The following is a 26,807-nucleotide window of genomic DNA, read 5'->3' on the forward strand; positions in this document are numbered from 1 at the left end:
ATATGTTGCCGATTTGCAGACTGCGACAGGTTGCGATCAAGGTGTTGCACATGGTGCGAAACGCCGACCGCTCAAGGACTTTGCAAAATCATCTTTTCTGTGTTAGCATAATCAAGTTGTGCGAAAGCCCCTGTATCCCAATTGGTAGAGGAGACAGCCTCAAAATCTGTACAGTGTGGGTTCGAGTCCCACCGGGGGCACCGGATTGATGAACAGCCGTGGTTGGAGATTTCTAGCCGCGGCTTTCTCTTTGAAAACCCATCTGGCGCATGTGCCGTTACGTGGGAGTTCAGTACCTTGCCATCCACCAGATTGTAGGTTACTCTGCGTCCCCGCACGCCTGTCAAGACCGATGCGCACCCAATGTTGTTTTGCCTCTTGATGTTCGATTGATATGCCGGAACGCGTATGTCATCATCTACCGAGGATTTCGGCATGCGTTCCCGTTCGCAGGAACCAGGCGGTGCCGTCTTCTTTGATCCATATGGCGAGCCAGTTGCCGGCGTTGCCGACATGGCATTCGATAACGCCGTCCCAGTCGCCACCCTGTAGCCTGTGTGCGCGGTGGCGACGCCGCAACGTCTCCTTTGCTGTGTCGGTATCCTCGGCGACAAGCCGAATGAGCTCCTTCAAGTCCGAAAAATCGGCATGCTTACGTTTCAGTCGTTTGATGTCCCGTTGGAACGCTTTGGTGTATTCGATCTGCAGCACGGTCAGATTCCCAGCGATTCGAACATTTCATCGGCGGTTTTGAAGCGTGGGGGAACCTTCCCTGCCTTCTCGCGCACCTCGTCGAGCGCATCAAGGGTCTCAGCCGGAATGGATTGCCTCGATAGGCTGAGCGGGATACGGTTCTCCCTGGCGATCTGTCGGTAGAACGCGCGGGTCACGCTGGACAGGTCAAGTCCAAGATCCTCCACGATGGCCGTAGCCTGTTTTTTCGTGGCGTCGTCCACGCGGACCGTTACTGAAGTCATGGTCATCTCGACCTCCATCTTTTGCTGATTGTTGTAAGACGATTATAGCTCAATGTCTTACGTTTGGTATGGAGAGTCTGCGCATCCTGTTTTTTCGGTTGACGGGATGCGGATTGGGACTGGACCGTGACTTGAACGCGATCATCAGCATCGGGGTCGCCGGGAGTGCCCTGGAGACTCTAAACGCGCATGGAGGAGATGGAAGATGGACCGGTTCGGACCGGGCAACGTAGGCTCCCGTGAAGTGTGAACCAAGTTGCTGCGCGAGCGACGTGAGGCTTGGAGTTGGCGTCCGCAAGAACGCCATGCAAACTAAAACAAACTAGTTTGTATGGCGTCATCACCCTCGCCGGTGGTCTGAAGGGCCAGAACGGTCCGACCCCCCAGTCCGACGTGCGGCAGATCATCGACCTGCTCATCCCATCCGCCATAATCCGTGGGCGTCACGCTAATACGGTACTGGGTGGCTTGGCCGCTGTCTTCGATGACTTGGATGATCTTGCCCTTGGAGTGCACCACAGCATCTTTATGACGCCTAGTCTCTCTCGAATGGTGTACCCATTGTTCCACCTTTAAAGGGTGGTAATTTGTGCGTGTTGCGGTGCATGGGAAGCCAAATAGGACGAAAGAAAAACCAAAGAGCGATGTCTTGCTCCATTGATAAAAGCTAATAAATTATCCTGATAACAGTTTAAACGTCATATAAATTATGTCGATAAGTCCAAGCGTGTGGCGCATTTTCTTTTCGGGTTAAGTAGATGATCGTGAAAGTATGAAAGATGTGCGCGCGAAACAACTCTACAACCCGAGGGGGTGCATGATGGCAAGATTCAACACACAGCTGGTCCACGGTGAACCGGTGAACGACAATGACACCAGAGCCGTGAATCCGCCGATCTATAAATCGTCCACTTTTGCATTTGAGTCGGTCGATGCCATGCCCCGTTGGGATTACGCACGTAGCGGAAATCCAACGCGCGAATACCTCGAAAGGCAGATCGCGCAGCTCGAACATAGTACTAGGGGATTTGCCTTCGCCTCCGGTCTGGCGGCGATCCATGCGGTGCTGTCCATTTTCCAGCCTGGAGACCGCATCGTTGCCGGAGACAATGTCTATGGCGGTTCGTATTCGCAGCTGAACGAGCATTTCAACCGCTGGGGTCTGGAGGTCACGTCAGCCGACACCCGCGTTCTGGAAGATGTAGAGCGTGCTGTGGCAGGAGATCCGAAACGGGGAATCCAGCCAGCCAAGGCGGTGTATTTTGAAACGGTCACGAATCCGCTGTTGAAGGTGAACGACGTCCACGCGATCGCTGAAATCGCCCATCGATACGGAACGATCGTTATCGTGGACAACACATTTGTGACACCTTATCTGCAGAATCCCCTTGATCTGGGAGCGGATATCGTACTGCATTCCGCCACGAAGTATCTTGCGGGCCATTCCGACGTCATCGCTGGTCTGGTCGTGGTGAAGGATGAGCAGATAGGGCAGCGCGTCTACTTCGCCCAGAACCGTCTCGGTGGCGTCCTCGCGCCCGTTGAATGCGATTCCGTGCGTAAGGGCATCCAAACATTGGCTCTTCGCTTGGAACGACAGCAGGAGAATGCCGCCGATGTGGCGAAATACCTGCTTGCCCACCCGTTGGTGAAGAAGGTCTATTATCCGGGTCTTACCGATGGCGAGGACCTGGCGGCCAAGGGGTTGCGCGGCGCTGGCGGCGTATTGAGCTTTGAGGTCGTCGACGGAATCGATCCCGTTGATGTGCTCGACAATCTTCGACTGTTCCGCCTTGCGGTTTCACTGGGCGCCGTCGAAAGCCTGGCGGAGCTTCCGTGCCGTATGGCCCACTTCGAACTTCCCCGTGAGGAGAGGCTGAGGGTAGGCATTACGGATGAGTTGATTCGTCTCGCCATCGGCATTGAAGATGTCGCCGATCTCAAAGAGGATCTGGGCCAGGCGTTCGAGAAGGCCTCGGAGAAACACTCCGACAAGTGGAACGATGCGATCACAGAAGATGCATTGGCCTGACCGTCACGATTGGATGAACTGGGGGGGCGAATATGATACGAATTCGTGGAGTTCGAAAGTCGTTCGAATCGTAATTAGTGCTTGACGGCGTCGACCTGGACATTCCGGAACGTAGCGTTGTCTCGATTATCGGTCCAAGCGGATCCGGGAAATCCACTTTGCTGAGAACGATTGACTTTCTTGAGACCGCCAACGCTGGCACCATCGACTTCGGAGAAGGCCCGGTGTCCCTCACCAGCACCAAGCCAAAGGATATCGCTTCGGTCCGCGCGAAAATCGGTTTTGTGTTCCAGAATTACAATCTGTTTTTGAACAGAACGGTTTTGGACAATGTGACCATCGGCCTGATCCACGCCAAGGGAAAAGGCAGGAAAGAAGCCGTACGAATCGCATATGACGAACTCGACCGGGTGGGCATGGCCGGATTCGCGGACCGATATCCGAGCAAACTGTCCGGTGGTCAGCAGCAACGCGTGGCCATTGCGCGCGCGATCGCCATGGATCCAGAACTGTTGGTGTTGGATGAGCCGACATCGGCTCTCGATCCGGAAATGGTGGACGGCGTGCTCGCCGTTATCAAATCCTTGGCGGATTCCGGAACGACCATGCTGATGGTCACCCACGAAATGCGTTTCGCCCGCAACGCCTCCGACCAAGTCGTGTTCTTCGAAGGAGGCAACATCGTGGAACAGGGGAAGCCGGAACACATCTTCAGCCATCCAAACGAGCCACGAACCGCACGTTTTCTGTCATCGATACACGATGTCAACGTGCTGGACGATTGGAAACCGGAAGAACTCGTGACAATTCAGCAGACGCACTCCAAATCCCCAACGTCTGAATTCAGTAATTGATAATCAACAAACCCTCCAAAACGTTAAGAAAGAACAGGAAGAAAATGTCTGATACCAAATCTGTCTGGAAGAAATATGCTGCCGCCGCGCTTGCTGTCGTTTCGGTCGTTGGATTTGCCTCATGCGGATCCTCGAACGGTGCGGGATCCGATGATTCCGCCACCAGCGAGCTTGAGCAGGTCAAGAAGAACGGTGAGATCGTGTTCGGCACGGAAGGCACGTATGCACCGTTCTCGTACCACGATACCGACGATAATCTGACCGGCTACGATGTGGAGGTCGCCACCGCAGTCGCCGAGGAACTTGGTGTCAAGGCCAAGTTCGTGGAAGCGAATTGGGATTCGCTGCTCGCGGGTGTGGACGCGAAAAAGTTCGATACGGTTGCCGACCAGGTGACTCCGAACGATGAACGCAAGCAGAAGTACGATTTCACCGACCTGTACACCTACTCGCAGGGCGTCGCGGTGACGAAGAAGGGCAACGACGACATCAAGAGCTTCTCCGACATCAAGGGTAAGAATGCGGCGGAGACCAAGACCAGCAACTGGAATCAGACGGCCCAGGAGAATGGCGCGAACATCGTCTCTGTCAATGACTTCGCGCAGGCGGTTGACGCCATTACCTCCGGTCGTGCCGATGTCACGTTGAACGACAAGCTCGCCGTGCTGGACTATCTCAAGCAGAAGCCGGACGCGGATGTGCAGATCGCGGCAAAGTCCGAAATCAGCCCCGCGGCGGCCTTCCCGATCCGCAAGGGTGAGGACGACTTGGTGAAGGCGCTGAACGATGCCCTCGCGAAGCTGCAGGAGGATGGCACATTGAAGAAACTGTCTGTCAAGTACTTTGGAGAGGACGTTTCGGTAAAGCAGTAGAAAGATGGGTTTGCCTGTTCTCAACGGATTTGCATAATGCGTGCGGATCCGACGAAAGCGGGCCGGATATGAGGATCGCGCATCATGGATGACAGACTGTTGGGAATCATCATCGGTTCCTTCACGAAATTGCTGATTCCTGGGCTGACGGTAACCATCCCGCTGACACTGATATCGTTCGCAATAGGTCTGGTGTTGGCCATCGCCGTGGCGCTTGTTCGAGTAGCCAAGGTTCCTATGGTGCATCGAATCGCGCAATTCTATGTGTGGGTGTTCCGAGGGACTCCTCTGCTGGTACAACTGTTCGTTATTTTCTTTGGTCTGCCGTCCGTGGGCATTGTCGTGCCGGCGTTTCCCTCGGCACTTATCGCTTTCTCCCTGAATGTCGGCGCGTACGCTTCTGAGACACTTCGCGGAGCTATTCTCGCGGTGCCAAAGGGGCAGGTCGAAGCCGGCCTGACCACGAACCTCAGCTATCTGACCATTATGAGGCTGATCGTGCTGCCCCAAGCTTTCCGGTCGGCGTTCCCTGCATTGTTCAATACGTTCATCTCTTTGGTGAAAGACACTTCACTGGCCGCGAACATCACCGTGGTCGAGATGTTCATGGCCGCGCAGCGTATCGTCGCCACCACCTATGAACCACTGGTGCTTTATTGCGAGGTCGGCGTGATATATCTTGCTTTCTGCACGGTATTGACATGGCTCCAAGGAGTGTGCGAGAAGCAGCTTGCCAAACGGTTCTGAAAAAGGCATCGAGTTCAGCGCCTTAACGGCAAATCCTGTGCTCCTTAAAGCAAAACCAATAAAAAATGATTCGCGTGGCATTCGCATAATGTCGTGAATGCCACACAAATCGTTTTTTTGGCTCTGTTAACTCAGAGTGGACATGAGCCTTCATGTTCACAACTGTAGTTGCACTGAGATTACAGTTGTTGGAGGTGAGGGTGATGGGTTTCACCGAGGAGATCCGTAGCCAGTTGTTCGGCATGGGCGCATTGGGGCGCAGACGAGCCATCAATGAATTGCGATCTTCTGAGGACAAGTACGCGCGCAGTCTCGTCCCGTGTTGGAGGATGTGGTGGCTCGCCCACGCTCGAAGCGCGGACTGTCGAAGGAGCAGATCTGCATCATGAGCGGTGTCTTAGCCAGATTATTATCCCTTTTGCTCCTCAGATCATTAACAGACCTTTGAAGCTTAAGGTTGTTAAGGATAACAACTTTAATTATGGACAATGGAAAGAACTGCCGGAGGAATGTCAAAACAACAAAGCGGAATCAGGGACTTGCTCTTGTTGATGACTTCTTTGGAGTTCGTGAAGAAGATCTGGTAAACCAAACAGATTTAGCGTTTGCTATAGCTGACCTATGTGGGCCGGGGTTGGGATGTGATGAAGATATCGAGGCATATTGCAGCACCGTTAAAGACGTGGATATTCTTAGAAGGGGTTTTCGTCCTGCTCAGTCAGATGAGATTAATGTGCTTACTTATCATAAGGCTAAAGGACTTGAATTTGACATCGTTTTTTGTCTTGAAGCCTATCGTTTTATCATGCCTCCATATTAAAGGAGTACAAAAAGATATTGAGCAATCTCTTGGCATGCACTATGTCGGAATAACCCGTGCAAAGAAAGCTTGCTATATTGCTTTGGGGTCTCAACGGCACAACAAAGACGGTTTACGAGATGCTGAACCATCGGAGTTTTTAACAAAAAACGAAGCTCTTAAAGGACTGCGCAGAGATGTGCACTGGTGATAGATGAAGGGCCTGTGATAAACGAGCCTCGGTTGTTGAGAGGTGAATTCGATAATCGGATGTGCGGTGCGTTTTTTGAGGGGGTCTGCTTTCGAAAATATCATGCGGCGGGCTTCCAGACGAGAATCGAGGTGTGAGACTTGAGTTTGGGAAGTAGATGAGAGGAAGAGATAATATGCCCGTCGGCGTTTAAGCTGCGGGCGTTTTTCTTGTTCTACTGAACAAAAATAAGACAGCATGACGTAATCTAAAAACAGCAGACACTCATGTTGGTTACATCCAGACGATAGGTTAATTGATAGACTAAACCGAAAGATGGTTTGCGAGAGAATCCATATGTTTGTGGGGTGAACAATGACTGTTTCCAAAGTCGAATCTCGTACGGTTTCGGAGTGTTCTCTGAACAACATCACGTCCATGGATCCACTGAACGAGGAATGGTACGAAAATCTGATCGTCGAACATCTAACGGAGAAACTCGGATATGAGCACCTGTACGGGCCCGATGTTCGCCGCACCGACGACTCGTATCGCGACGTATTCCTTCCTGATATTCTCCCGGATGCGTTGCGACGAATCAACAGAAATCTGCCGGAAGCAGCCGTCGATGAGGCCATTCGGAAGATTCAGAATGTCGAGATCGGCAGCTTGGAGCAGCGCAACGAGATATTCAATGACTACCTGCAATCAGGAGTCGAAGTGCACTTCTTTGACGGCAAGGAAGAGCGTGATGACATCGTCCGGCTGCTTGATTTCGACGATCCCGAGAACAACGATTTCCATGTCGTGAACCAGTGGACGTTCGTGGAGTATTCCGAGAAACGTCCCGACGTCATCATCTTCGTGAACGGCATGCCGCTGGTATTGTTCGAGCTGAAGTCCCCGTCACGCGAGGAGACGGACGCTTCACACGCGTACCTGCAATTGCGCCAGTACATGAAGCAGATACCGAGCATGTTCGTGCCCAACGTGTTCTGCGTGATGAGCGATATGACCCAGACCAGGGTCGGCACGATCACATCCGACGAGGACCGTTACGTGGCTTGGAAGTCGGTTGACGGCGACTATTCCGGAACGAAGGCCGCGACATGGAGCACCATGATTGACGGCATGCTCCCGAAGGAACGGCTGCTCGACATCATCCAGAACTTCGTATGCTTCAACGATTCCTCCGAGAAGGTCGTGAAGATCATCGCCGCATACCACCAGTATTTCGCGGTGAGGAAAGCCATCGTCAGAGCGGATGAGGCCGTCAATGGGGATGGCAAGATTGGCGTGTTCTGGCATACCCAGGGAAGCGGAAAATCACTTTCAATGGTGTTCTTCGCGCATCTGCTGCAGCGTTATATTGAAAGCCCGACCATCGTGGTCATCACCGACCGCAACGATCTCGACGACCAGCTTTTCGGACAATTCAGCCGCTGCGCCAGGTTCCTGCGCCAGAAGGCGGTCCAGGCCGAGAGCCGCAGGAATCTTCAGGAACTGCTTGAGGGTCGTGAGGCGAACGGCATCATCTTCACGACCATGCAGAAGTTCTCGGACGGCGACGAGCCGTTGTGCGACCGGAGCAACGTTGTGGTGATGGTGGACGAGGCTCACCGCGGCCAGTACGGCCTGACCGAACGGATCAATGCGGACGGTCATGTGTCGGTCGGCGCGGCCCGTGTCGTGCGCAAGGCGCTGCCGAACGCGTCCTATATCGGTTTCACCGGAACGCCGATCTCCACGGATGACCGCAACACCCGCGAGATCTTCGGCGACTACATCGACGTGTACGACATGACCCAGTCCGTCGAGGACGAATCCACCAAGCCGGTCTACTACGAAAGCCGTGTGGTCTCGCTCCATCTTGACGAGAACGCGTTGGGCCGTATCGACGCGGTCTACAAGGAGTTCGCGGACCAGGCTGACGAGGCGAGCGTGGAGAAGTCCAAGCATGACCTCGGCGGCCTCGACGCCATCTTCGACACTCCCGAGACCATCGACGCATTGTGCCGCGACATCGTGGACCATTACGAGAACAACCGCGCCGACATCCTGGCCGGCAAGGCCCTGATCGTGGCGTACAGCCGGCCGATCGCGATGAAGATCTACTACAGGATCATGGAGCTGCGCCCCGAATGGAAGGACAAGGTCGGCGTGGTGATGACCATGTCGAACCAGGATCCGGAGGAATGGTTCGACGTGTGCGGTGGCACCACGCACAAGAAGGAGATGGAACGCAGGTTCAAGGACGATTCCGATTCCCTCAAGATCGCCATCGTCGTGGACATGTGGCTCACCGGCTTCGACGTGCCCAGCCTGTCCACCATGTACGTGTTCAAGCCGATGAAGGGCCATAACCTCATGCAGGCCATCGCCCGCGTCAACCGCGTGTGCAAGGGCAAGGAGGGCGGTCTGGTCGTGGATTACATCGGCATCGCAGGCGCGCTCAAGCAGGCGATGAAGGACTATACCAGCCGTGACCAGCACAATTACGGCGACATGAACATCGCCGAGACCGCCTATCCGAAATTCCTCGAAAAGCTCGACGTGTGCCGCGGTCTCATGTATGGCTTCGACTACCGCAAACTCATCTTCCGGAACAGCAGGGAGGCTCTTGCCGACGCCATCGCGGAGGGAACCGACTGGCTGCTCGATCCGGAACGGCACGAAAACACGGAATCGTTCCTCAAGCAATGCCAGCTCATGAACCAGGCACTGAGCTTGTGCAAGAGCATGGTGAGCGAGGAGGACGCTCATGAGGCGGCTTATCTATCCGTATTGCGCGTGCAGGTCCTTCGCCTGACCGGACGCGGCTCCGGCGGGGGCAGCAGCATGACGTACACGGAGTTCAACAAGCAGGTGAGCGAGATCCTCCAGCAGAGCGTGCATGCGGACGGCGTGCTCAACCTGTTCGAGAAGGACAGCGTGGAGATCTCCCTGTTCGATGAGGCGTTCCTCCAGGAGGTCGCCGGCATGAAGGAGAAGAACATCGCGATCGAGAGCCTGAAACGCCTCATCAAGGAGAAGGTGCGGGCGTACGGGCGCACCAGCGTGGTCAAATCCCAGAAGTTCAGCGAGATGCTCCAGAACACGTTGAATGCGTATCTCAACGGCATGCTCACTAATGCGCAGGTCATCGAAGAGCTCGTCAACATGGCCAAGGAGATCATGAAGGACCGCGACGACGCGCAGAAGCTCGGCTTGAGCGACGAGGAGATGGCGTTCTACGACGCAATTACCCAGCCGCAGGCGGTCAAAGACTTCTACGACAACGACCAGCTCGTCTCGATAGCCCGCGAGCTGACCGATGCGATGCGGAGCAACGCCACGATCGACTGGCAGAAGAAGGAAAGCGCCAGGGCCGGCATGCGGCGTGCCATCAAACGTTTGCTGCGCAAATACAAGTATCCGCCCGAAGGCGTCGAGGACGCCATGAAGACCGTCATGGAACAGTGCGAGCTGTGGGCCGACACCAAGATCAGCGAATAGGATGAGCAGGAGGATAATACAAGACATGGCAAAGAAGAAGGACAATACCGCCGAGATCGGCTTCGAGGAACAGATCTGGAGCGCCGCCGACAAGCTGCGCGGCAACATCGACGCTTCCGAATACAAGAACGTCGTGCTCGGCCTCATCTTCCTGAAGTACATCTCCGACAAGTTCGACCAAAAATACCAAGATCTCGTTGAAGAAGGAGAGGGCTTCGAAGAGGACCGCGACGAATACGCGAGCGAGAACATCTTCTTCGTTCCCGAAAGCGCCCGCTGGAAGACCATCGCAGCCGCCGCGCACACGCCTGAGATCGGCAAGGTCATCGACGAGGCCATGCGCCAGATCGAGGCCGAGAACAACAAGCTCAAGGGCATCCTGCCGAAGAACTTCGCCCGCCAGGAGCTCGACAAGCGACGTCTGGGCGAGGTCGTGGACCTGTTCACCAATGTGAAGATGGCCGAAAAGGGCGATAGCCGCGACATTCTCGGACGCACCTACGAGTACTGTCTGGCCAAGTTCGCCGAAGCGGAGGGCAAGAACGCCGGCGAGTTCTACACGCCCGCGTGCGTCGTGAAGACGCTGGTCGAAGTCATCGAACCCTACCACGGGCGAGTGTACGATCCGTGCTGCGGCAGCGGCGGCATGTTCGTGCAGTCCGCGGATTTCGTCAAACGCCATCAGGGCAACATTAACGACATCTCCGTGTACGGTCAGGAGTTCAATCCGACCACGTGGAAGATGGCGACCATGAACCTCGCGATCCGCGGCATCGACGCGGATCTGGGCGATCATAATGCCGACACGTTCTTCGAGGACCTGCACAAGACCGAGAAATTCGATTTCATCCTCGCTAACCCGCCCTTCAACCTGAAGGACTGGGGAGGAAAGAAACTCAAGAACGACGTACGCTGGCAGTACGGCACCCCACCGGAGGGCAACGCCAACTTCGCATGGGTCCAGCACATGATCCACCACCTCAACCGTTCAGGCCGCATGGGCATGGTCCTGGCGAACGGCGCGTTGTCCAGCCAGACGAACAACGAGGGCGAGATCCGCGCCAAGATCGTGGATGCCGATCTGGTCGAAGGCATCATCGCAATGCCGGACAAGCTTTTCTACAGCACCGGCATACCTGTGAGCCTGTGGATCATCACCAAGAACAAGAAGCAGTCCGGCAAGACGTTGTTCATCGACGCGCGTGATATGGGAACCATGGTGTCCCGTAGGCTCCGCGAGTTCACCGATGAGGACATCGCCAAGGTATCGACTGCGTTCGACGCGTTCCGTGACGGCACTCTGGAAACGGAGAAGGGCTTCTCCGCCATCGCCACGACGGAAGATATCAAGGCGCAGGATTACATCCTGACTCCGGGCCGTTACGTCGGTGTCGCCGAAGTGGAAGAAGACGATGAGCCATTCGAGGAGAAGATGACCCGTCTGACCGACGAGATCGCCAAATGCTTCGAAGAATCCAACCGTCTGCAAGAGCAGATCAAGAAGAATCTGGAGGCCATCGGCTATGGCATGTGAGCAGCTGACGCGTCTAGGTGATGTTATCGAGCTTGAAGATGTCAAGAGAGAGCCGATATCTTCTAGGGACAGAAAGGACAGAAAAGGTTCCTATCCTTATTACGGAGCTCAAGGTATTGTCGATTATCTAGATGATTACACCTATGAGGGAGATTACCTACTGGTTGCTGAAGATGGGGAAAATCTTAGGAGTCGCAAGAATCCTATTGCGAATGCGGCTTCTGGAAAATTCAGAGTGAATAATCATGCGCATGTTATTGCTGAGTCCGAAAAGTGTAATCTCGTTTTTCTGAGACATCTTCTTAATATGACTGATATTTCTGCCTACGTAACAGGATCTACGCAGCCAAAGCTGAGCCAGAGTAATCTTTGTGCCATGAAATTGCCTCTTCCTTCGATGGCGGAACAAAATGCTATTGCAAATGTTCTTAGTTTGTTTGATAGGAAAATCGAGCTTAACAACCAGCTAAATGATTATTTGTTGGCTGCGTGAGGTCAACTTCCGAAACATCGATTTCACCGGACATGAGTTTGGGAAGAAGCGCATCGCGTGATTGTGCAAGTTTTCTACTCTCTATCGAGCTAGCGGAAATAACCCTCATGGCTTTTCCCGCGATTTCCTTGAATTCTGAGACCTGCTTCTCGCTGGGCATTCTTACTTCATAATTTCCGACGTCCGCGCCTGAAACACGCTGCCGTCCGCTCGATCCGTTCATGTGAGCTGTTGCATATGAAATGAAGTCCTCATTGCGGGCTAGAAAATAGAAGAATTCTGAAGGCAGCTCGCCTTTTGAAGTGAGCACAATATATTCGGTTGATCCAAAAGCCACTTCATCCTGTTCCAGAAAATTAATGTACCCTGCCTTCCCGTTTTCGAGGCATGGCGTAATTCTGGCTAAGATCGTATCCCCATTAACAAACTTAACGCCACCGTTGTATGCTTTCGTGCGCCAATCCGTAGGGAATGCTCCCGTTGTGGACAGGTCGGCCATTTCGACGCAAAGAGCCTCTTCTCCCTTTTTGAGAGTTCTTCTTGGATTTACATCAGCAATATCGGAAACTTTTACGAATAGATTATTCTCGTCGTTATCAAAACGGTCGAAAAGAGACTGGCATAACTGCTCTAAATAATCATTTAGCCGATTATTAAGGGCAATTTTGTCGACAATGGAATCAAGCACTTCTACGATTGCATCTTGCGTTGCCCTGTCAGGTATCTTGACAGGGCAGAGATTCACGTGATTTCGATTGACGCCTGGCACAGCACTAGCTGTTGTGTATCCCTGCCAAGGAATTGTCTGCAAAAGATAATAAATAAATCGAGGATTGTTGCCGTTGAATTCGGTAGAATACAAAGCTGTGTTGAGAGGCCAACATGGACCACCCGAAAAGAAAACTTCTCCGATAGTGCCGTATCGCCCTGTGATTACACAGGGCCCCTCTACTGCTGCAGTACTATTAGATCCGGTAATTCCCGATGATGAATAAACCGGCACATCCCCTTGCAAACGCTGGCTTTTCGGCAAATCAAATCCTCTTTTTAAGTCGGTAATCTCACCAAGGGTCGTCTCTCGCCAGCTCATTCCAAATACCTTCTGTGTGAAGCTTTCACGTTGTTCTGGTTGACCATGGCATAATGCATAGTCGTGTCTATTCTCGCATGCCCGAGCAGTTTTTGCACCTGCTCGATCGGCATGCCTTTGTCGATGGCGTGCGTGGCCAGAGTACGGCGGAACTTATGCGGATGAACTCGATGAATGCCGGCATCTTTGCCGAGCTGTCTGAGGCGGCTTTCGATGCCGCCGATGCTGATACGGTCACCATCGCCATTCAAAGCAACGAATAGCGCTGGATTGCTGTCGTTACGTGATTGCAGGTATGCGGTGAGATGAAGCTTCGTTCTGGCGTCGAAATAAACGGGACGCTGCTTGTTTCCCTTGCCTGTGACCAAGCATTCCCGCTCCTGAAGATTCACGTCGGCTATGTTCAAGCCGACCAGTTCACCCACTCGCATACCCGTGGATGCGAGAATGTCCACGATGGCAAGATCCCGCAAGGTGCCGCATCGGTCCCGCAGAGTTTCCAGATTTTCGTCGCTCAGGACTTCCTTAGCCATTACAGCGGTCTTCACACGGTGGATGCGCCTTACAGGGCTTTTGACGATATAATCCTCGTCCTCAAGCCACGCGAAGAAGCTTGACATGATACGCCGAATGTTGTCGATGGTGACCTTGCCCGCATGACGTTCGTTCTCGTATCTGTTGAGGTACCCGCGCAAGTCATCGCTGTTTATCCGCGTGCAGGGCTTGGCAAGGGCCTGGGTCATGTGCTGGAGCGTGCTCTCATAGTAAGCGATGGTTTTCGGCGAGCAGCCTTCGACCTCTTTTGCCGTAAGAAATAGCGTCAGCAGATTCTGCGGCGCTGATGTTTCCTGAGTTGGCAGCAGCGTGACTCTGAGTACTTCGGCCAGATGTTTGAGCTGTGCCGGATCGAGCATGTTCTGCATCTGTGACAGAACATTATTAATGATGGTTTCCATAGGTGTTCCTTCCAATAACGGTTAGGAACATTGTGCCCGCGCACCAGCAAATGATTATTTAGCCGACTTGTGTGAAACGATTGCCGGTAAATACTGTAATGACAGAAATTCATGTCTTCGAGATATCTGCTATCAGGTTACTGATCACGTCGATTATGGCAACGCGAATCAGGAGACTTATGTTTCGACTGAGTCACTAATGCAGAACAAGGGAGGACGGCAACTGGCGTCTTCACTCCCGACAACGGGCAAGATTACACGGTATAGAATCGGCGACACTCTGATTTCTAATATTCGTCCCTATTTTAAAAAGATATGGTACGCCCCGTTTGAAGGTACATGTTCGGGTGACGTCATCGTTTTTAGAGCGAATGATCCCAGCAACGCGCCGTATCTGCATGCATGCCTACGGCAAGACTCATTCTTTGACTACGTCATGCAAGGTGCGAAGGGAACAAAGATGCCCCGTGGTGATAAAAAACAAATGATGGAGTTCAAGGTTGCCAGTTCATGCAGTACGAAAGATTTGATCCTATTAGATTCCGCAATAAAGCAAAGATCTGATAACGATTCAGAGACAGTAAAGCTCCAAGCACTGCGCGATACGCTCCTTCCCAAGCTCATGTCCGGCGAAATCGACGTTTCGAAGGTTGACCTCACGCAGCTAACAAATAATCATTTATCAGGCTGTGGGTCTTTTTGCAGCGTTTGTTGTCCGTCCGGATTGGCCTCTGAATTTCATGAGTGGTTCCGTGAACATTTTTTCTTTGGTGACGGTCACCTATGCAAAGCAGATTTGGGATGAGAGGATCTGCCCTAAAGATACCAAGGAAGAAGAATCCTTGCAGGCTAGTTGTGACTGTAATCGAGGTGAGGAGCAAGAACTGATGAGGCCGGATTTTCGAAGAAGTGAATTAAATGAGGGACAGGTCGAAATGAAAGTGGACGATGATGCGCATTCAATCGTGCCTGGATCAACGTCAGCGTATGTCCAAAAGAACTACGTGACGACATCTGGGCCATCGGACAATTTATTGTAACAATTGTTGCGGTTGGTAACTGTTCAGGGCTGTTGATTGGTGTTATGTACTTTGCGCCGATATTCATCGAGTCCGGACGATCGACATGACGCCGATTAGCGTAGTCCAGGAAAGATTGTCGATGAATAAACTGCTGGTTCGATGGACATTGGAAACCATATTCGATGTTCATCGAACCGGTAGTTTCTATTTACTTTCAGTGCTTTACCGACAGTGTTTGCTGCAAGGTATGCGAGTCGTGCGGAGGCACGACGACCGCGCAATCACGATTGTTGACCGCTTCCACGCACACGAAACCACGCCATTCGCCGTCGCTCAAATCTCCGATGGCATTGCCGGCTTGCTCTCCCGGATTCCATACCACGGTCTGCGCTGCGCCCTGCTTGGAGACAATGATGGTGCGCTGCAACACGGGGTCGCGCAGCTCAAGCGTATCCGCCGAATAGTAGATGCGGTCAACCATGCCTTGGAAGGTCACAGGTTCATCACCTTGGCTGCAACGCGGATTGCCATCCAATACGGTATCGAGATAGTCCGCGCCCTCAAGCCCGCACACCTGTGACTGTTCGGCGTCGCCAACCTGCAGATACGTATGCAGTGCCTCTTCGTAAGACAATGGCTCGTCGCCATCGTTATATACGGTAAGCGACATCGTCAACTCTCGACCGACCTCAATGGTGTAAACGGCATGAAATTGAGGATTCGGGCCAGAAACAAACTGGGAAAGTATGTCTGCGTCGATCTCACTCGAATCCAACGTGTAGCGCAAACGAGCTCCGGTGGACCCTTCCTCGTCATAATGCCAGAAACTGTTGCGGGCAAAACCATGCTTAGGTGTCTTCGAAGCCACATGGCCGCCTTCAAAACCGGAATTGAACCAAGGGAAAATAATGGGAACGCCGCCACGGATGGCAGTGCCTTCCTTAAGGTAAATCGTCTTTGGCCGCCAAACCACAGCCTGTTCTCCGGCAGGTGCCCAGGAAAGCACATGTGCACCGTAATCGCTGACTGATGCCGTTGCGTTTTCGTTGACAATATCTCTGATAGTGAAAGTGCTACTCATACGCCCAGTATAAACAAGGTGACATTGAAACATGATTCCCGGAAAGATACTTTGCAAGATTGCGATATTTCCTGAATTTTCTAGCTTGATATGCAAGGCAGGAATGAGGATTGCTGCAACACGCGCTTGTAGGCTTCTGCTAGTATCATCCATGAAAGTACAAGGAAGATAGCCGGTTCGTTTCAACTTGCGTTATGAAAGGTGAATCAAGGCTGTGAAAAGCTGAGAATTCCCAGAATCCGAACGATTGCAAGTAACTGCATCGAATCATTCCGGAAGTGAGTTGGGGCGTGCAAGGCCGGCTTTGGGTGTGACAGTGGAAAGAGACCGACATGTCTGCAGAAAAGACCACGGAACCGGACGAAGTGCTCACCGACGATGAACTTCAGGCTGCCGCAGCGCCTGAGCGGCCCCTCGAAGAGGAGAAGCCGCGCAAGCGTACCGTCGTCGTGGCCGAAGACGAATCCGTGAACCGTATGGATTTGGTTGCCATGCTGGAAGATAATGGCTACGAGGTTGTGGGCGAGGCCGCTAACGGTGAAGAGGCAGTTGATCTGACTCGCAAGTTCCGTCCGAGTGTAGTGTGCATGGACGTCAAGATGCCTCGTATGGACGGCATCGAGGCGGCGGGTATCATCTGCGACGAGAACATCGCCCCGGTTGTTATGCTTACGGCATTCTCCCAGTCCGATCTGGTGAAGAAGGCTACCGGCGCCGGTGCCATGGCGTATGTTACCAAGCCGTATGAGGAGTCCAAGCTCTTGCCGGCTTTGGAAGTGGCCATGGGCCGTTTCGCCGAAATCAACGATCTGCTCGACAATGTGGAGCGCAGCGAATCCAAACTGCATGAAACCGAAGAGCGTCTCAAGAAGGCGGAAGAGCAGCTGAAGAAGGCTGAGGAAACCCTCGAGGAGCGTAAGCTCGTCGACCGTGCCAAGGGCCTGCTTATGGACAAGGCCGATTTCTCCGAGCAAGGCGCATTCCGTTGGATTCAGAAGACCTCCATGGACCAGCGCATTCCGAAGAAGCGCTTGGCCATGGCCATCATTGCCAAGTATGGTGATCAGAAGTCGGAAGCAGAGGATGAGCGCTAACACAGCAACTGTGGAAGGCACTTCACGCGGGACGCTATTGGTCGTTGACGGCCATTCCCTGGCGTTCCGCGCTTTTTTTGCCTTGCCCGTAGAGAATTTCAGTACATCCGCAGGCCAGGCAACCAATGCCGTCTGGGGTTTCGCCACTATGCTGTCGCAAGTGATCGATGCAGAGCATCCCGATCATCTTGCCGTCGCTTTCGACGTCAAAGGCGGCACGTTCCGTAATACGATGCTGCCGCAGTATAAAGGCACGCGAGATGCGGCTCCGGAAGATCTGCTCACGCAGTTGCCTCTGATTCAACAGATGCTTGATGCGTTGGGCGTCACGTTCATCGAAAAACCCGGATATGAGGGTGATGACGTGATCGGCACGTTGGCGAGCATGGGAGACGAAGCTGGCTATCGCACGCTGGTATTGTCTGGCGACCGTGACGCGTTCCAGCTCATCAACAACAACATCACCGTGCTGTATCCGGGGCATCATTTCAAAGACCTGAAACATATGACTCCCGATGCGGTAGTGGAGAAATACCATGTCACCCCGGAACAGTACCCGGATTTGGCGGCGCTCCGCGGCGAAACTGCTGACAACATTCCAGGCGTTCCAGGCGTGGGTGATGGCTTTGCAGCCAAGTGGATCAACCTGTATGGTGGGCTTGAACAGATCATCGAGCACGCCGACGAGATCGGCGGCAAAAAAGGCGAGGCACTGCGGGCCAATATCGACCAGGTTAAGCTGAACCGTTCTGTGAACGCCCTGGTGCGTGACCTCGACCTTGGCGTGTCCATTGAAGACCTGACCTTCGGTCAGATGGATGCCAACCAGTTGAACGAACTGTTCACCAGGCTTGAATTCGGCATTCGTACCAAAAACCGTGTGCTAAGAACATTCAACGCAGGCAAGCCTACGAACAATCTCGTGCCGCAAGACGAGTCCAGCAAACTGGAAATACCCGAATACGAAACGATTGATTCGCCGGAAGCGCTGGAATCATGGGCTCAATCCAGTCTGCAGGCGACGAACAAGCATCTGCATGATGAGCGAGAAACCGCGCCGAAAACAACTCCTTCCGGTTTCGCCATTGATCATACGAAGGAGTGCGCGCAATCCGTGGCCCGTTCATGGGTGTTGCAGGTGGAAGGCGAAAGCAAGCCGGGGAACGCGGCCTATTCGTCGCTGATGATCGCATCGCAAGGCAAAGCGATTCGCATCAATCATATTGATCGCGATATGGCATCACAACTGCAAACGTTACTTGACGAATACCACCAATCCATGGTGGTGCATGGCTATAAGGAACAGTCCCATCTGTTGGGAAGCACCGGTGTGAAACTGCCGGAACCGCTGTTCGATACCAAACTTGCCGGGTATCTGGTCCATCCTGATTTCCATGCAGACACTTTGGAACAGGCGGCGGCTCATTTCTTGGACCTGCATATCGAGGAGCAGCCCGAAAGCGCGACGCAAGGAACACTTGATTTCGACGAGCCTGAAGAATCCGTGCAGCGGAAAGACGACCAGCTTCCGCGCCACACGGCGATTGTGGGGCTGCTGGCGCGAAATCTGGCGAATTCGCTGGATCAGCGTGAACAGTTCGCCTTGTTGGAATCCGTGGAGATTCCAGTGTCTCGTGTGCTTTATGGCATGGAACATGCTGGTGCGCAAGTCGACATGAACAGGCTGATGAACATGCGTGAGCAGCTTGCCTCCGATGCGAATCATGCACAGGAAGCGGCATGGCAGTATGCGGGCGAGCGTGTGAATCTGCAAAGTCCCAAACAGTTGCAGAAAATCCTGTTTGAGGATATGGGTTTGAAACCCACGAAGAAGACCAAAACCGGTTCGTATACCACGAATGCGGCGGCTTTGCAGGCGTTGCGCGATCGTTCGTATGATAATGACGGCGCATGCCAGTTCCTTGACGCATTGTTGCTGCATCGCGAAAAGAACAAGCTCAAGCAGATTGTGCAGACGTTGATCGATGCGACCAACGGGTCTGACGGACGCATTCATACGACGTTTGAGCAGACTGTGGCCGCGACCGGTCGATTGAGCTCGGTCGATCCGAATTTGCAGAACATCCCGAATCGCGATCCGGCTGGACGTGAGATTCGTTCGGCTTTTGTGCCCGGTGAGGGTTTTGAGTCGTTGCTGAGTTCGGATTATTCTCAGGTCGAGTTACGTATTATGGCCGACCTTTCCGGTGATGAGGCGCTGATTGAGGCGTTCCGTTCCGGTAGGGACTTCCATAAGTATGTGGCGAGCTTGGTGTATGGCGTTCCTGTTGATGAGATTACGTCTGATCAGCGCAGTCATGTTAAGGCGATGAGCTATGGCTTGGCGTATGGGTTGAGCACGTATGGGCTTTCGCAGCAGCTTGGCATTAAGCCGGGTGAGGCCGAGTCATTGAAGCAGCAGTATTTTGCGACGTTCGGCAAGGTCCATGAGTATTTGGAGTCGTTGGTTTCTACGGCCCGTGAAAAGGGGTATACGGAGACGATTTATGGTCGTCGTAGGTATTTCCCGGGGCTGAAGTCGCCGAATCGTGCGGTACGTGACGCTGCGGAGCGTGCTGCGCTGAATGCGCCTATTCAGGGTTCCGCCGCAGACATTATGAAGATCGCCATGATTCGGGCTGATGATGCGTTGCATGAGTCTGGTCTTGCCAGCCGTATCATTCTGCAGATTCATGACGAACTTGTGGTGGAGATTGCGCCGGGTGAGGCGGAGCAGGCCACCGCGTTGGTGAAGGATGCCATGGAGCATGCGGTTGACATGGCGGTTCCGCTGGATGTTTCCACGGGTATTGGTTCGGATTGGCAGCTTGCCGCGCACTGATGCCGCCTGTTTGGGACATGTCGGTTGCCGTGCGATGATGCCACGTATATGAAGTCGCGGATGATGAGGAGGTTGCGATGGCTGCGTTAAGCCAGGTCGTTGATGTGTTGGAAACGCTATATCCGCTTCGCTATGCGGAACAGTGGGATGAGCCTGGTCTTATCGTGGGTGACTTGCGTCAGCCTGTGCGCAATATCGCTTTTGCGGCTGATCCCTCTATGGCGGTGGTTGATCAGGCGATTGCCGGGGGCGTTGATTTGCTGGTCTGCCACCATCCGTTGTTCTTCCGTTCCGTTCATGCGGTGTCGGGATTGGGTTTCCGCGGTGAGATCGTGCGCAAGCTCAATCGTGCCGGATGCGCGCTGTGGGTGGGGCATACGAATGCCGATGCAGCATATCGTGGTGTCGGCATGGCTGCGGCTGACATGTTTGGTCTGGTGGACCAGCGTCCGCTCGTGCCCATCGACGATCCGAACGCCGAGCATCCGGTCGGTCTGGGACGTGTCGGGCGGCTTGCCGAGCCTGTGATGCTGCGTGATTTCGCCCGCCGTGTGGCTGACGTGCTGCCGTATACCGAACTTGGCGTGCAGGTTTGCGGTGATCTGGACGCTCCCGTCAATACGGTGGCGGTATTGCCGGGATCCGGTGATTCGCTGTTCGATGAGGTGCGTGCGACCGGAGCCGACGTGTATGTAACCAGCGATCTGAGGCATCATCCCGTAACGGACGCCATTGAACAGGCCCGCTATGAGGCTTCCATGCGCGCTTCCGGCATCGTTCTGGGTCATGGCGATGAACATGTGCGTCCTGCATTCATCAACACTCCGCATAGCGCCATCGAATCCATGTGGTTCCAGTATGCGATGAAAGACGTTCCTCAGGCGATCGCGTCCGCGACCGGCGACACCCCCGACGTGCGTTGGATTTCCATGAACACCGATCCATGGAACATGGTGATCCCCTCAAGCGGACAGGAACGATGACACGTCATGTGTGACGAGACGGTAGACGAAACCCAGATGGACGTATTGCTGGATGAATCCAGCGATGGCGTGGACATGTCCGGTACGGTCACGGTGCTTGATAGCAACCACGTGTATCAGGGTGCCATCTTCGGTGTCGACGACATGCGGATCGCATTACCGATGCGTGGTGGCGGGCGAACGGTGATTCGTCGGCAGGTGATGCGTCACGCGCCTTGCGTGGTCATGCTGGTGCACGATTGCGCGAACGACCGGTACCTGATCGAACGAGAATATCGTGTCGGTTGCGATGCTTTCGCCTATGGCCTTCCAGCAGGTCTCATCGATGGGGGAGAGGACGTGGAACAGGCCGCGTTACGCGAACTTCGCGAGGAGACCGGTGTGGAACCCACCGGGCATGACGGTATCGAATTCGACCATGTGGGTCAGTTCTACTCGTCCGAAGGCATGACCGACGAGCTCGCTAACATCATGGTGCTTCACCTGCGTTCATGGCGCCCCGTCGAACGTCACTTCGACGGCGACGAGCATGTCGAATCGGCGTGGGTTTCCTGGCGGCGGCTGCGCGACGTTCGCATCACCGCATCCAATTCCATGATTGCCATTCTTCACGAGCAAATTCGGCGAAACCGGCAAAATACAGTCAAAAGTTCTTTCGAATCGTAAAAATAATCGCCGAACAACACGAAATCGCGATTTAAGGTCTGAAACGTGAGATACTTGAATCATGCAAATCAGACCCGGATCGATGTATCCGCTCGGCGCAAGCTATGACGGCGCCGGCGTGAATTTTGCCCTCTTTTCCCAAGTGGCACAAAAGGTCGAGCTTTGTCTTTTCGATGAGGAAGACAACGAAACTCGAATCGAAATGACCGAGCAGAACTCGTACGTTTGGCACAACTATTTGCCCGGAATCCAACCAGGGCAGCGTTACGGCTACCGTGTGTACGGCCCGTACGACCCGATGCAGGGTTTACGCTGCAACCCGAACAAGCTGCTGCTTGACCCCTACGCGAAAGCCATTGAAGGCAATGTCGACGGCGACGAAAGCCTCTACTCGTACTGGTTCAAAAGCCCCGACGACATTACCAGCATGAACACGCTCGACTCGGCCGCACACACTATGAAAGCGGCCGTAGTGAACCCCTATTTCGACTGGGGCAACGACCAGCATCCGAACATCTCATACCACGATTCGGTAATTTACGAAGCCCACGTACGCGGCATGACCAACCTCAACATGGACGTGCCGCCGGACATTCGCGGAACCTACGCGGGACTGGCCTACCCCTCCGTAATCGAATACCTGAAGAAACTGGGCGTCACGGCCATCGAACTCATGCCTATTCACCAGTTCGTCAACGACAGCTTCCTGCAGGAAAAAGGCTTAAGCAACTACTGGGGATACAACACTATCGGCTTCTTCGCCCCGCACAACGCCTACTCCAGCTCCGGGCAGCGCGGCGAACAGGTCAACGAGTTCAAATCCATGGTCAAGGCATACCATCGTGCCGGCATGGAAGTCATCCTCGACGTGGTATACAACCATACCGCCGAAGGCAACAATCGCGGACCGACCCTCAGCTTCAAAGGCATCGACAACGGAGCCTACTACCGTTTGGTAGACAACGACCGCAGACACTATTTCGACACCACAGGCACCGGAAACTCGCTGCTCATGCGTTCGCCGCACGCGTTGCAGCTCATTACCGACAGCCTGCGCTATTGGGTCACTGAAATGCACATCGACGGATTCCGATTCGATCTTGCGGCCACATTGGCGCGTCAGTTCCAGGAAGTCGACAAACTGTCGGCATTCTTCGACATCGTCGAGCAGGATCCGGTCATCTCCCGCGTCAAACTGATCGCCGAGCCATGGGATTTGGGTTCCGGCGGATACCAGGTGGGCGGCTTCCCATCCAGCTGGTCCGAATGGAATGGCCGCTATCGTGATTGCGTGCGTGACTTCTGGCGTTCACAGCCGTCTACCTTGCCGGAATTCGCCAGCCGACTTATGGGCAGTTCCGACCTGTATCAGGTCAACGGCCGCCGACCGGTCGCATCCGTGAACTTCATCACCGCGCATGACGGCTTCACCATGAACGATCTGGTGAGCTACAACGAGAAGCATAATGAGGCCAACGGCGAAGGCAATCGCGATGGCGAAAGCAACAACCGTTCTTGGAACTGCGGTGTCGAAGGTCCTACGACCATCAAGGATGTTAACGAGCTGCGACAGCAGCAGATGCGCAACATGTTTGCCACACTGCTGCTCAGTCAAGGCATTCCGATGATCTGCGGCGGCGACGAAGTGGCGCGCACCCAGCAGGGCAATAACAACGCCTACTGCCAGGACAATGCGATCTCCTGGACGAACTGGGATTTGGACGAGGATCAAAAGGACCTGCTCGAATTCGTATCGAAGCTGATTCATTTGAGGCTTGAGCATCCTGTGCTGCATCGCCGCCGCTTCTTCTCTGGTCGCGAGCAGGGAGACGACAGCACTGCGATTCCGCAGGTCGAATGGATGGATCACACCGGCTCCATTATGGATATGGACGACTGGTCGAACACACACGCTTTCACCGTGATGATCTATCTGAACGGTTCCGATATTCCGGAAACCGACTGGTACGGCAATCAGATGGTCGACAATGATTTCATTCTGATTTTCAACGCGCATTACGAGCCGATCATGTTCACCCTGCCCGATGAGCAATATGGCAAGAAATGGCGTCTAATTGTTGACACGCATAATCCAAAGGGGCCAGAACTCAATTATGAGGCTGGTTTTGCGATTACTGCGCAATCAAGAAGCTTCCTGCTGTTGATGAGCGACAAGAAGCCGTCCAACGGACATTACAATTTCTGATTGTTTTTTCGACGCTGTTTTCCAGCTACGTTTTTTAGACTTCCGAAGCAAGCCGGGAAACAGTGTCGGGAACGGTTTCGCTGACTTCCGCAAGATCCTCGACGGAGCGGGGCCTCTCGGATTGTGCCAGTACCAGCTGCGTCTGCACGCGGTCCGCTTCGATGGCGGCAATCTGACGCGAGAAAATGATGAACCAGCCAAGGAACATCATGCCGGCCAACGCCTCCACGTTCGTCAGCGTGTTATGCCCGCTCAGCCATTGGAATCCGGCATAAGCGCCAATCACAATCGCAAGATCGGAAACCACGTATACGATCTTTGAAAGTTGCGGGGCAAGCCAAGGCAGGGCAATCATCAGCACGCTCATCAAACATGGCAGGCCGCGGGCGAACACGTTGTGCAAAATCGGATGCGGCGTGTAACGGAACATGCCGATGCCTACGAAGGCGATGCCGGCCAACGCCAACATGATCGACAGCAGCAGAATCCTTGTACGGAAATGCTTCGGCGTTTCATTGATGGAGTTGGAATCCAGATACTGCAATTGCAGACGATACGTGGTGATGAGCTCGGAAACGGCGAAATAGCTGATGATTACAATGCAGATGCCCGCGAGCATCAGCGTCGAATTGAACATACGTGCGGCGAACGTCGTACGGTCGCCCAGTTGGGAGAAATTATTGTTGTACCAATATGGATCGTCGGACGTCAATCCTGCGATGCTCACGCCAGACACCACGAAAAACGGCAGTAGGGAAGCGATCGTTTTGGCGTTCATAAGTTCCGCCTGTACGAAAGTGATATAGCCTACAACGCCTGCGATGGCCGCGCATAGGATCGGCAGATAGCCTTTCAGCGTGCGGATGCCCATCATGTTGTTGATGATGGACAACATCATGAACGACATGACGAAAATGGTCGAGGCATACACCACGGAAAGCGCGAGGATCTCGAAAATACGACGGACAGGAATAGTCCAACCATGTTTGAGCGTCAACGAGCGTGATTTTCGTGCATAACCCAGACTGAATGATATAACACCGCATCCTGCCACGATTCCCGAGCAGACAGTGAACAGTCGTTGCGTGACACGCCAAATGGCGGGAGCGAACTGCGTGTAAGCGTTCATGACAAACCAAGCGATGATGGCGCATATTACAAAGGAGATAATGCCCGATGATTCAGCCTGCTGATGACGTCCCATGCCACTCTCCCTTCCGAAACGCTATTGTAAGCCTGTCGTTGTCCAACCATACGCTATAATAGAAACTCGTGTTCACATGATGCGATTCCGCGATGCGGGTTCGCTGAAAGCGAGCAGGAACGGGCTGTAGCGCAGTTTGGTAGCGCGTCTGCTTTGGGAGCAGAATGTCGCAGGTTCAAATCCTGTCAGCCCGACCCACAGGGGAGATTCGTTGAGATTCCAACGTTTCTCCCTTTTTCATGCCCAAAAAGTGTATCATTGCCTGTATCATTATTTCCAATAAAGAAGCCCCCGCCAAAATGACGAGGGCAGAAAAGGAATTACTAATCAACGTAATTCCAATATCGGTCAGTCAATGTCCAGAGAAATCCCATCGGGATAGATACCGTACTTGCTCTCACGGTTAGGATCCAGAGGCTCGACACACTCCTTCAAGGAACTGGCAAACCCACTGTCCCCGATCTCCCTACCAGAGAGAGAAACCTTCACCTCGGAACCGTCAGGATAGTGGATGAAGCTGCTATGCTCCTTCTTACGCCGAGACCCGCCAACGAACAACACGACCTTGTCAATACGGTTGAAGAAAGCATCCCTATCACAAGGAGACTCACCGACATACTGGTCTTCCAAAGGCCAATTGGACGTGATGATGAACTTCTTAACGGCGAGATACCTATTCACGTTCCTAGCGTGGACCTCACCGGAATAATTATCGAGAATCTTGATCAGATCAGCAAGAGCAATGCCGCTACGCGCAAAAGAACGGTCAACAGATCTACCACGCAGATCATCCAGAAGAATCACGGACTCACCCTTATAGTTGTCAAAAGGTGCGGCCCAATCCTTCACGAGATAGACATCGTCAAGCCTCTTGCCAGTCTCAGGATCATGCAAAGCAGTCCACGTCTTACCAGTGCCGGTCTCACCCCAACGGTATTCCACAAAAGGAAGCTCATCCTCACATGCCTTGGATTTCTCCTCAAGGTACTTAGCTTCAAGCGTCTTGCAGTACTGAAGGTTATCCGCCACTATCACAGCCAGAGAAGGGTCTTTAATCACATCGCTGAGAGACCTACCTTCCTTGTAGACCTCAAAGTAGATGATCTTCCTGTCCCTAAGCTTCTTCGAGGTATAGCCAGACCCATCGAACCTCTTGTACTCCTCATAGGTCATGGAGGTGTCCACCAGATCGTTCCAAGTCAAAGGATCACCATCATCGTTCTTCTTCGTGGAGTACTCATGGATAAAGGGGCCAGCGACCCTAGTGTCTTCCTTGGTGCAATAGGAGTACGAACCCTGAAGATTCTTCACAACCTCAAGATGGATGCCAGGAAGCTTATTCATCAGAGTCTTGCCCCTTACACGACCGTCAGAGGCTATAACGCCTTGCAAATGCAGATGTTCGGAATCCTTACCACGTTCAAGCTGACAGGCATACCGGTAATGGGACAACTTCTTCTCAAGAGCACTTTCGATCTTGGAAGGGTCTTCGGTGCCGAAGCATTCCTCGACATTGTTCAACGTAAAGAACCAGTTATTACGAGAGCTGGAGACCAGATTAGAGTCTTTCATTGTTGATAGTTTTCCGTTTCTGTGGCTACTACCTTTCATCACTCGGAAGGACTAATATCAGCGTCGTTTTTTGTAACAAACAGCCTAAAATGGAGTCT

22 protein-coding genes and 2 tRNA genes are annotated in these 26,807 nt (G+C 53.4%); 16 read left to right on the forward strand and 8 right to left on the reverse strand.

Translation table 11 applies throughout. The annotated features are described in order from the left end of the window. Positions 1 to 126: 126 nt before the first annotated feature. Positions 127 to 200, forward strand: a tRNA-Leu gene (locus BBKW_RS03930). Between the two features lie 214 nt (positions 201 to 414). Here the strand turns inward: BBKW_RS03930 and BBKW_RS03935 are convergent. The 3 genes from BBKW_RS03935 to BBKW_RS03945 all read right to left on the reverse strand — a co-directional run bounded on the left by BBKW_RS03935 (position 415) and on the right by BBKW_RS03945 (position 1,496). Continuing rightward, positions 415 to 711: a type II toxin-antitoxin system RelE/ParE family toxin gene (locus BBKW_RS03935; RefSeq protein ID WP_033501734.1), complete on the reverse strand. Its 297-nt coding sequence runs from the start codon at positions 709 to 711 to the stop codon at positions 415 to 417. A 2-nt stretch (positions 712 to 713) separates the two neighbouring features. After that, positions 714 to 983, reverse strand: a complete 270-nt coding sequence (locus BBKW_RS03940) for a type II toxin-antitoxin system RelB/DinJ family antitoxin (protein ID WP_033501735.1) — start codon at positions 981 to 983, stop codon at positions 714 to 716. Positions 984 to 1,289: 306 nt separating this feature from the next. Next, entirely contained in the window at positions 1,290 to 1,496 is a 207-nt protein-coding gene (locus tag BBKW_RS03945; RefSeq protein ID WP_065434726.1) for a hypothetical protein, read from the reverse strand. Between the two features lie 301 nt (positions 1,497 to 1,797). Between BBKW_RS03945 and BBKW_RS03950 the strand changes: the two genes are divergently transcribed. The 8 genes from BBKW_RS03950 (at position 1,798) to BBKW_RS03985 (ending at position 11,993) form a co-directional block, all read left to right on the forward strand. After that, complete coding sequence (locus BBKW_RS03950) at positions 1,798 to 3,009, forward strand: trans-sulfuration enzyme family protein (RefSeq protein WP_033501756.1); 1,212 nt, start codon at positions 1,798 to 1,800, stop codon at positions 3,007 to 3,009. A gap of 77 nt (positions 3,010 to 3,086) precedes the next feature. Then, entirely contained in the window at positions 3,087 to 3,863 is a 777-nt protein-coding gene (locus BBKW_RS03955; RefSeq protein WP_162008475.1) for an amino acid ABC transporter ATP-binding protein, read from the forward strand. A gap of 44 nt (positions 3,864 to 3,907) precedes the next feature. Next, complete coding sequence (locus BBKW_RS03960) at positions 3,908 to 4,735, forward strand: amino acid ABC transporter substrate-binding protein (RefSeq protein WP_033501737.1); 828 nt, start codon at positions 3,908 to 3,910, stop codon at positions 4,733 to 4,735. Positions 4,736 to 4,819: 84 nt separating this feature from the next. Beyond that, positions 4,820 to 5,482: an amino acid ABC transporter permease gene (locus BBKW_RS03965; RefSeq protein ID WP_033501738.1), complete on the forward strand. Its 663-nt coding sequence runs from the start codon at positions 4,820 to 4,822 to the stop codon at positions 5,480 to 5,482. 481 nt (positions 5,483 to 5,963) lie between these two features. Then, the gene (locus tag BBKW_RS03970; RefSeq protein ID WP_033501739.1) at positions 5,964 to 6,302 is read left to right on the forward strand and encodes a 3'-5' exonuclease; all 339 of its coding nucleotides are present in this window, start codon (positions 5,964 to 5,966) and stop codon (positions 6,300 to 6,302) included. A 607-nt stretch (positions 6,303 to 6,909) separates the two neighbouring features. Then, positions 6,910 to 9,966, forward strand: a complete 3,057-nt coding sequence (locus tag BBKW_RS03975; RefSeq protein WP_414635063.1) for a type I restriction endonuclease subunit R — start codon at positions 6,910 to 6,912, stop codon at positions 9,964 to 9,966. 25 nt (positions 9,967 to 9,991) lie between these two features. After that, entirely contained in the window at positions 9,992 to 11,500 is a 1,509-nt protein-coding gene (locus tag BBKW_RS03980) for a type I restriction-modification system subunit M (protein ID WP_033501741.1), read from the forward strand. Further along, on the forward strand, positions 11,490 to 11,993 hold the full coding sequence (locus tag BBKW_RS03985; protein ID WP_033501742.1) for a restriction endonuclease subunit S: 504 nt from the start codon (positions 11,490 to 11,492) through the stop codon (positions 11,991 to 11,993). Before BBKW_RS03980 ends, BBKW_RS03985 begins: the two co-directional genes overlap by 11 nt. Here the strand turns inward: BBKW_RS03985 and BBKW_RS03990 are convergent. Together BBKW_RS03990 and xerA are read right to left on the reverse strand one after the other, a co-directional pair. Next, complete coding sequence (locus BBKW_RS03990) at positions 11,956 to 13,083, reverse strand: restriction endonuclease subunit S (RefSeq protein WP_082139059.1); 1,128 nt, start codon at positions 13,081 to 13,083, stop codon at positions 11,956 to 11,958. The genes BBKW_RS03985 and BBKW_RS03990 overlap by 38 nt on opposite strands. Then, entirely contained in the window at positions 13,080 to 14,039 is a 960-nt protein-coding gene (gene xerA, locus BBKW_RS03995) for a site-specific tyrosine recombinase/integron integrase (protein ID WP_033502021.1), read from the reverse strand. The genes BBKW_RS03990 and xerA overlap by 4 nt, the downstream gene beginning before the upstream one ends. Positions 14,040 to 14,238: 199 nt before the next feature. On the opposite strand from xerA, the gene BBKW_RS04000 reads away from it, so the two are divergent. Continuing rightward, entirely contained in the window at positions 14,239 to 14,844 is a 606-nt protein-coding gene (locus BBKW_RS04000; protein ID WP_231858517.1) for a restriction endonuclease subunit S, read from the forward strand. Between the two features lie 431 nt (positions 14,845 to 15,275). Here BBKW_RS04000 and BBKW_RS04005 read toward each other — a convergent pair whose 3' ends face one another. After that, positions 15,276 to 16,142: a D-hexose-6-phosphate mutarotase gene (locus BBKW_RS04005; RefSeq protein ID WP_033501238.1), complete on the reverse strand. Its 867-nt coding sequence runs from the start codon at positions 16,140 to 16,142 to the stop codon at positions 15,276 to 15,278. A gap of 332 nt (positions 16,143 to 16,474) precedes the next feature. Between BBKW_RS04005 and BBKW_RS04010 the strand changes: the two genes are divergently transcribed. The 5 genes from BBKW_RS04010 (at position 16,475) to glgX (ending at position 23,933) form a co-directional block, all read left to right on the forward strand. Beyond that, positions 16,475 to 17,236, forward strand: a complete 762-nt coding sequence (locus BBKW_RS04010) for an ANTAR domain-containing response regulator (protein ID WP_033501237.1) — start codon at positions 16,475 to 16,477, stop codon at positions 17,234 to 17,236. Beyond that, positions 17,226 to 20,078, forward strand: a complete 2,853-nt coding sequence (gene polA, locus BBKW_RS04015; protein WP_033501236.1) for a DNA polymerase I — start codon at positions 17,226 to 17,228, stop codon at positions 20,076 to 20,078. The genes BBKW_RS04010 and polA overlap by 11 nt, the downstream gene beginning before the upstream one ends. Before the next feature lie 77 nt (positions 20,079 to 20,155). Continuing rightward, on the forward strand, positions 20,156 to 21,061 hold the full coding sequence (locus BBKW_RS04020) for a Nif3-like dinuclear metal center hexameric protein (RefSeq protein ID WP_033501235.1): 906 nt from the start codon (positions 20,156 to 20,158) through the stop codon (positions 21,059 to 21,061). 6 nt (positions 21,062 to 21,067) lie between these two features. Further along, a complete protein-coding gene (locus BBKW_RS04025; RefSeq protein ID WP_048349509.1) occupies positions 21,068 to 21,727 on the forward strand; it encodes an NUDIX hydrolase in 660 nt (219 codons plus the stop codon). Positions 21,728 to 21,788: 61 nt separating this feature from the next. Next, on the forward strand, positions 21,789 to 23,933 hold the full coding sequence (gene glgX / locus BBKW_RS04030; RefSeq protein WP_128832364.1) for a glycogen debranching protein GlgX: 2,145 nt from the start codon (positions 21,789 to 21,791) through the stop codon (positions 23,931 to 23,933). A gap of 34 nt (positions 23,934 to 23,967) precedes the next feature. On the opposite strand, the gene BBKW_RS04035 is transcribed toward glgX, so the two are convergent. Next, positions 23,968 to 25,137: a hypothetical protein gene (locus BBKW_RS04035; protein ID WP_003835211.1), complete on the reverse strand. Its 1,170-nt coding sequence runs from the start codon at positions 25,135 to 25,137 to the stop codon at positions 23,968 to 23,970. A 120-nt stretch (positions 25,138 to 25,257) separates the two neighbouring features. On the opposite strand from BBKW_RS04035, the gene BBKW_RS04040 reads away from it, so the two are divergent. Further along, positions 25,258 to 25,331, forward strand: a tRNA-Pro gene (locus BBKW_RS04040). Positions 25,332 to 25,485: 154 nt separating this feature from the next. Here BBKW_RS04040 and BBKW_RS04045 read toward each other — a convergent pair. Then, positions 25,486 to 26,709, reverse strand: coding sequence for a hypothetical protein (locus BBKW_RS04045; protein WP_003835199.1), 1,224 nt, complete (start codon positions 26,707 to 26,709; stop codon positions 25,486 to 25,488). Positions 26,710 to 26,807: the final 98 nt, after the last annotated feature.

It is taken from the genome of Bifidobacterium catenulatum subsp. kashiwanohense JCM 15439 = DSM 21854 (genome assembly GCF_001042615.1).
Lineage (GTDB): Bacteria > Actinomycetota > Actinomycetes > Actinomycetales > Bifidobacteriaceae > Bifidobacterium > Bifidobacterium catenulatum.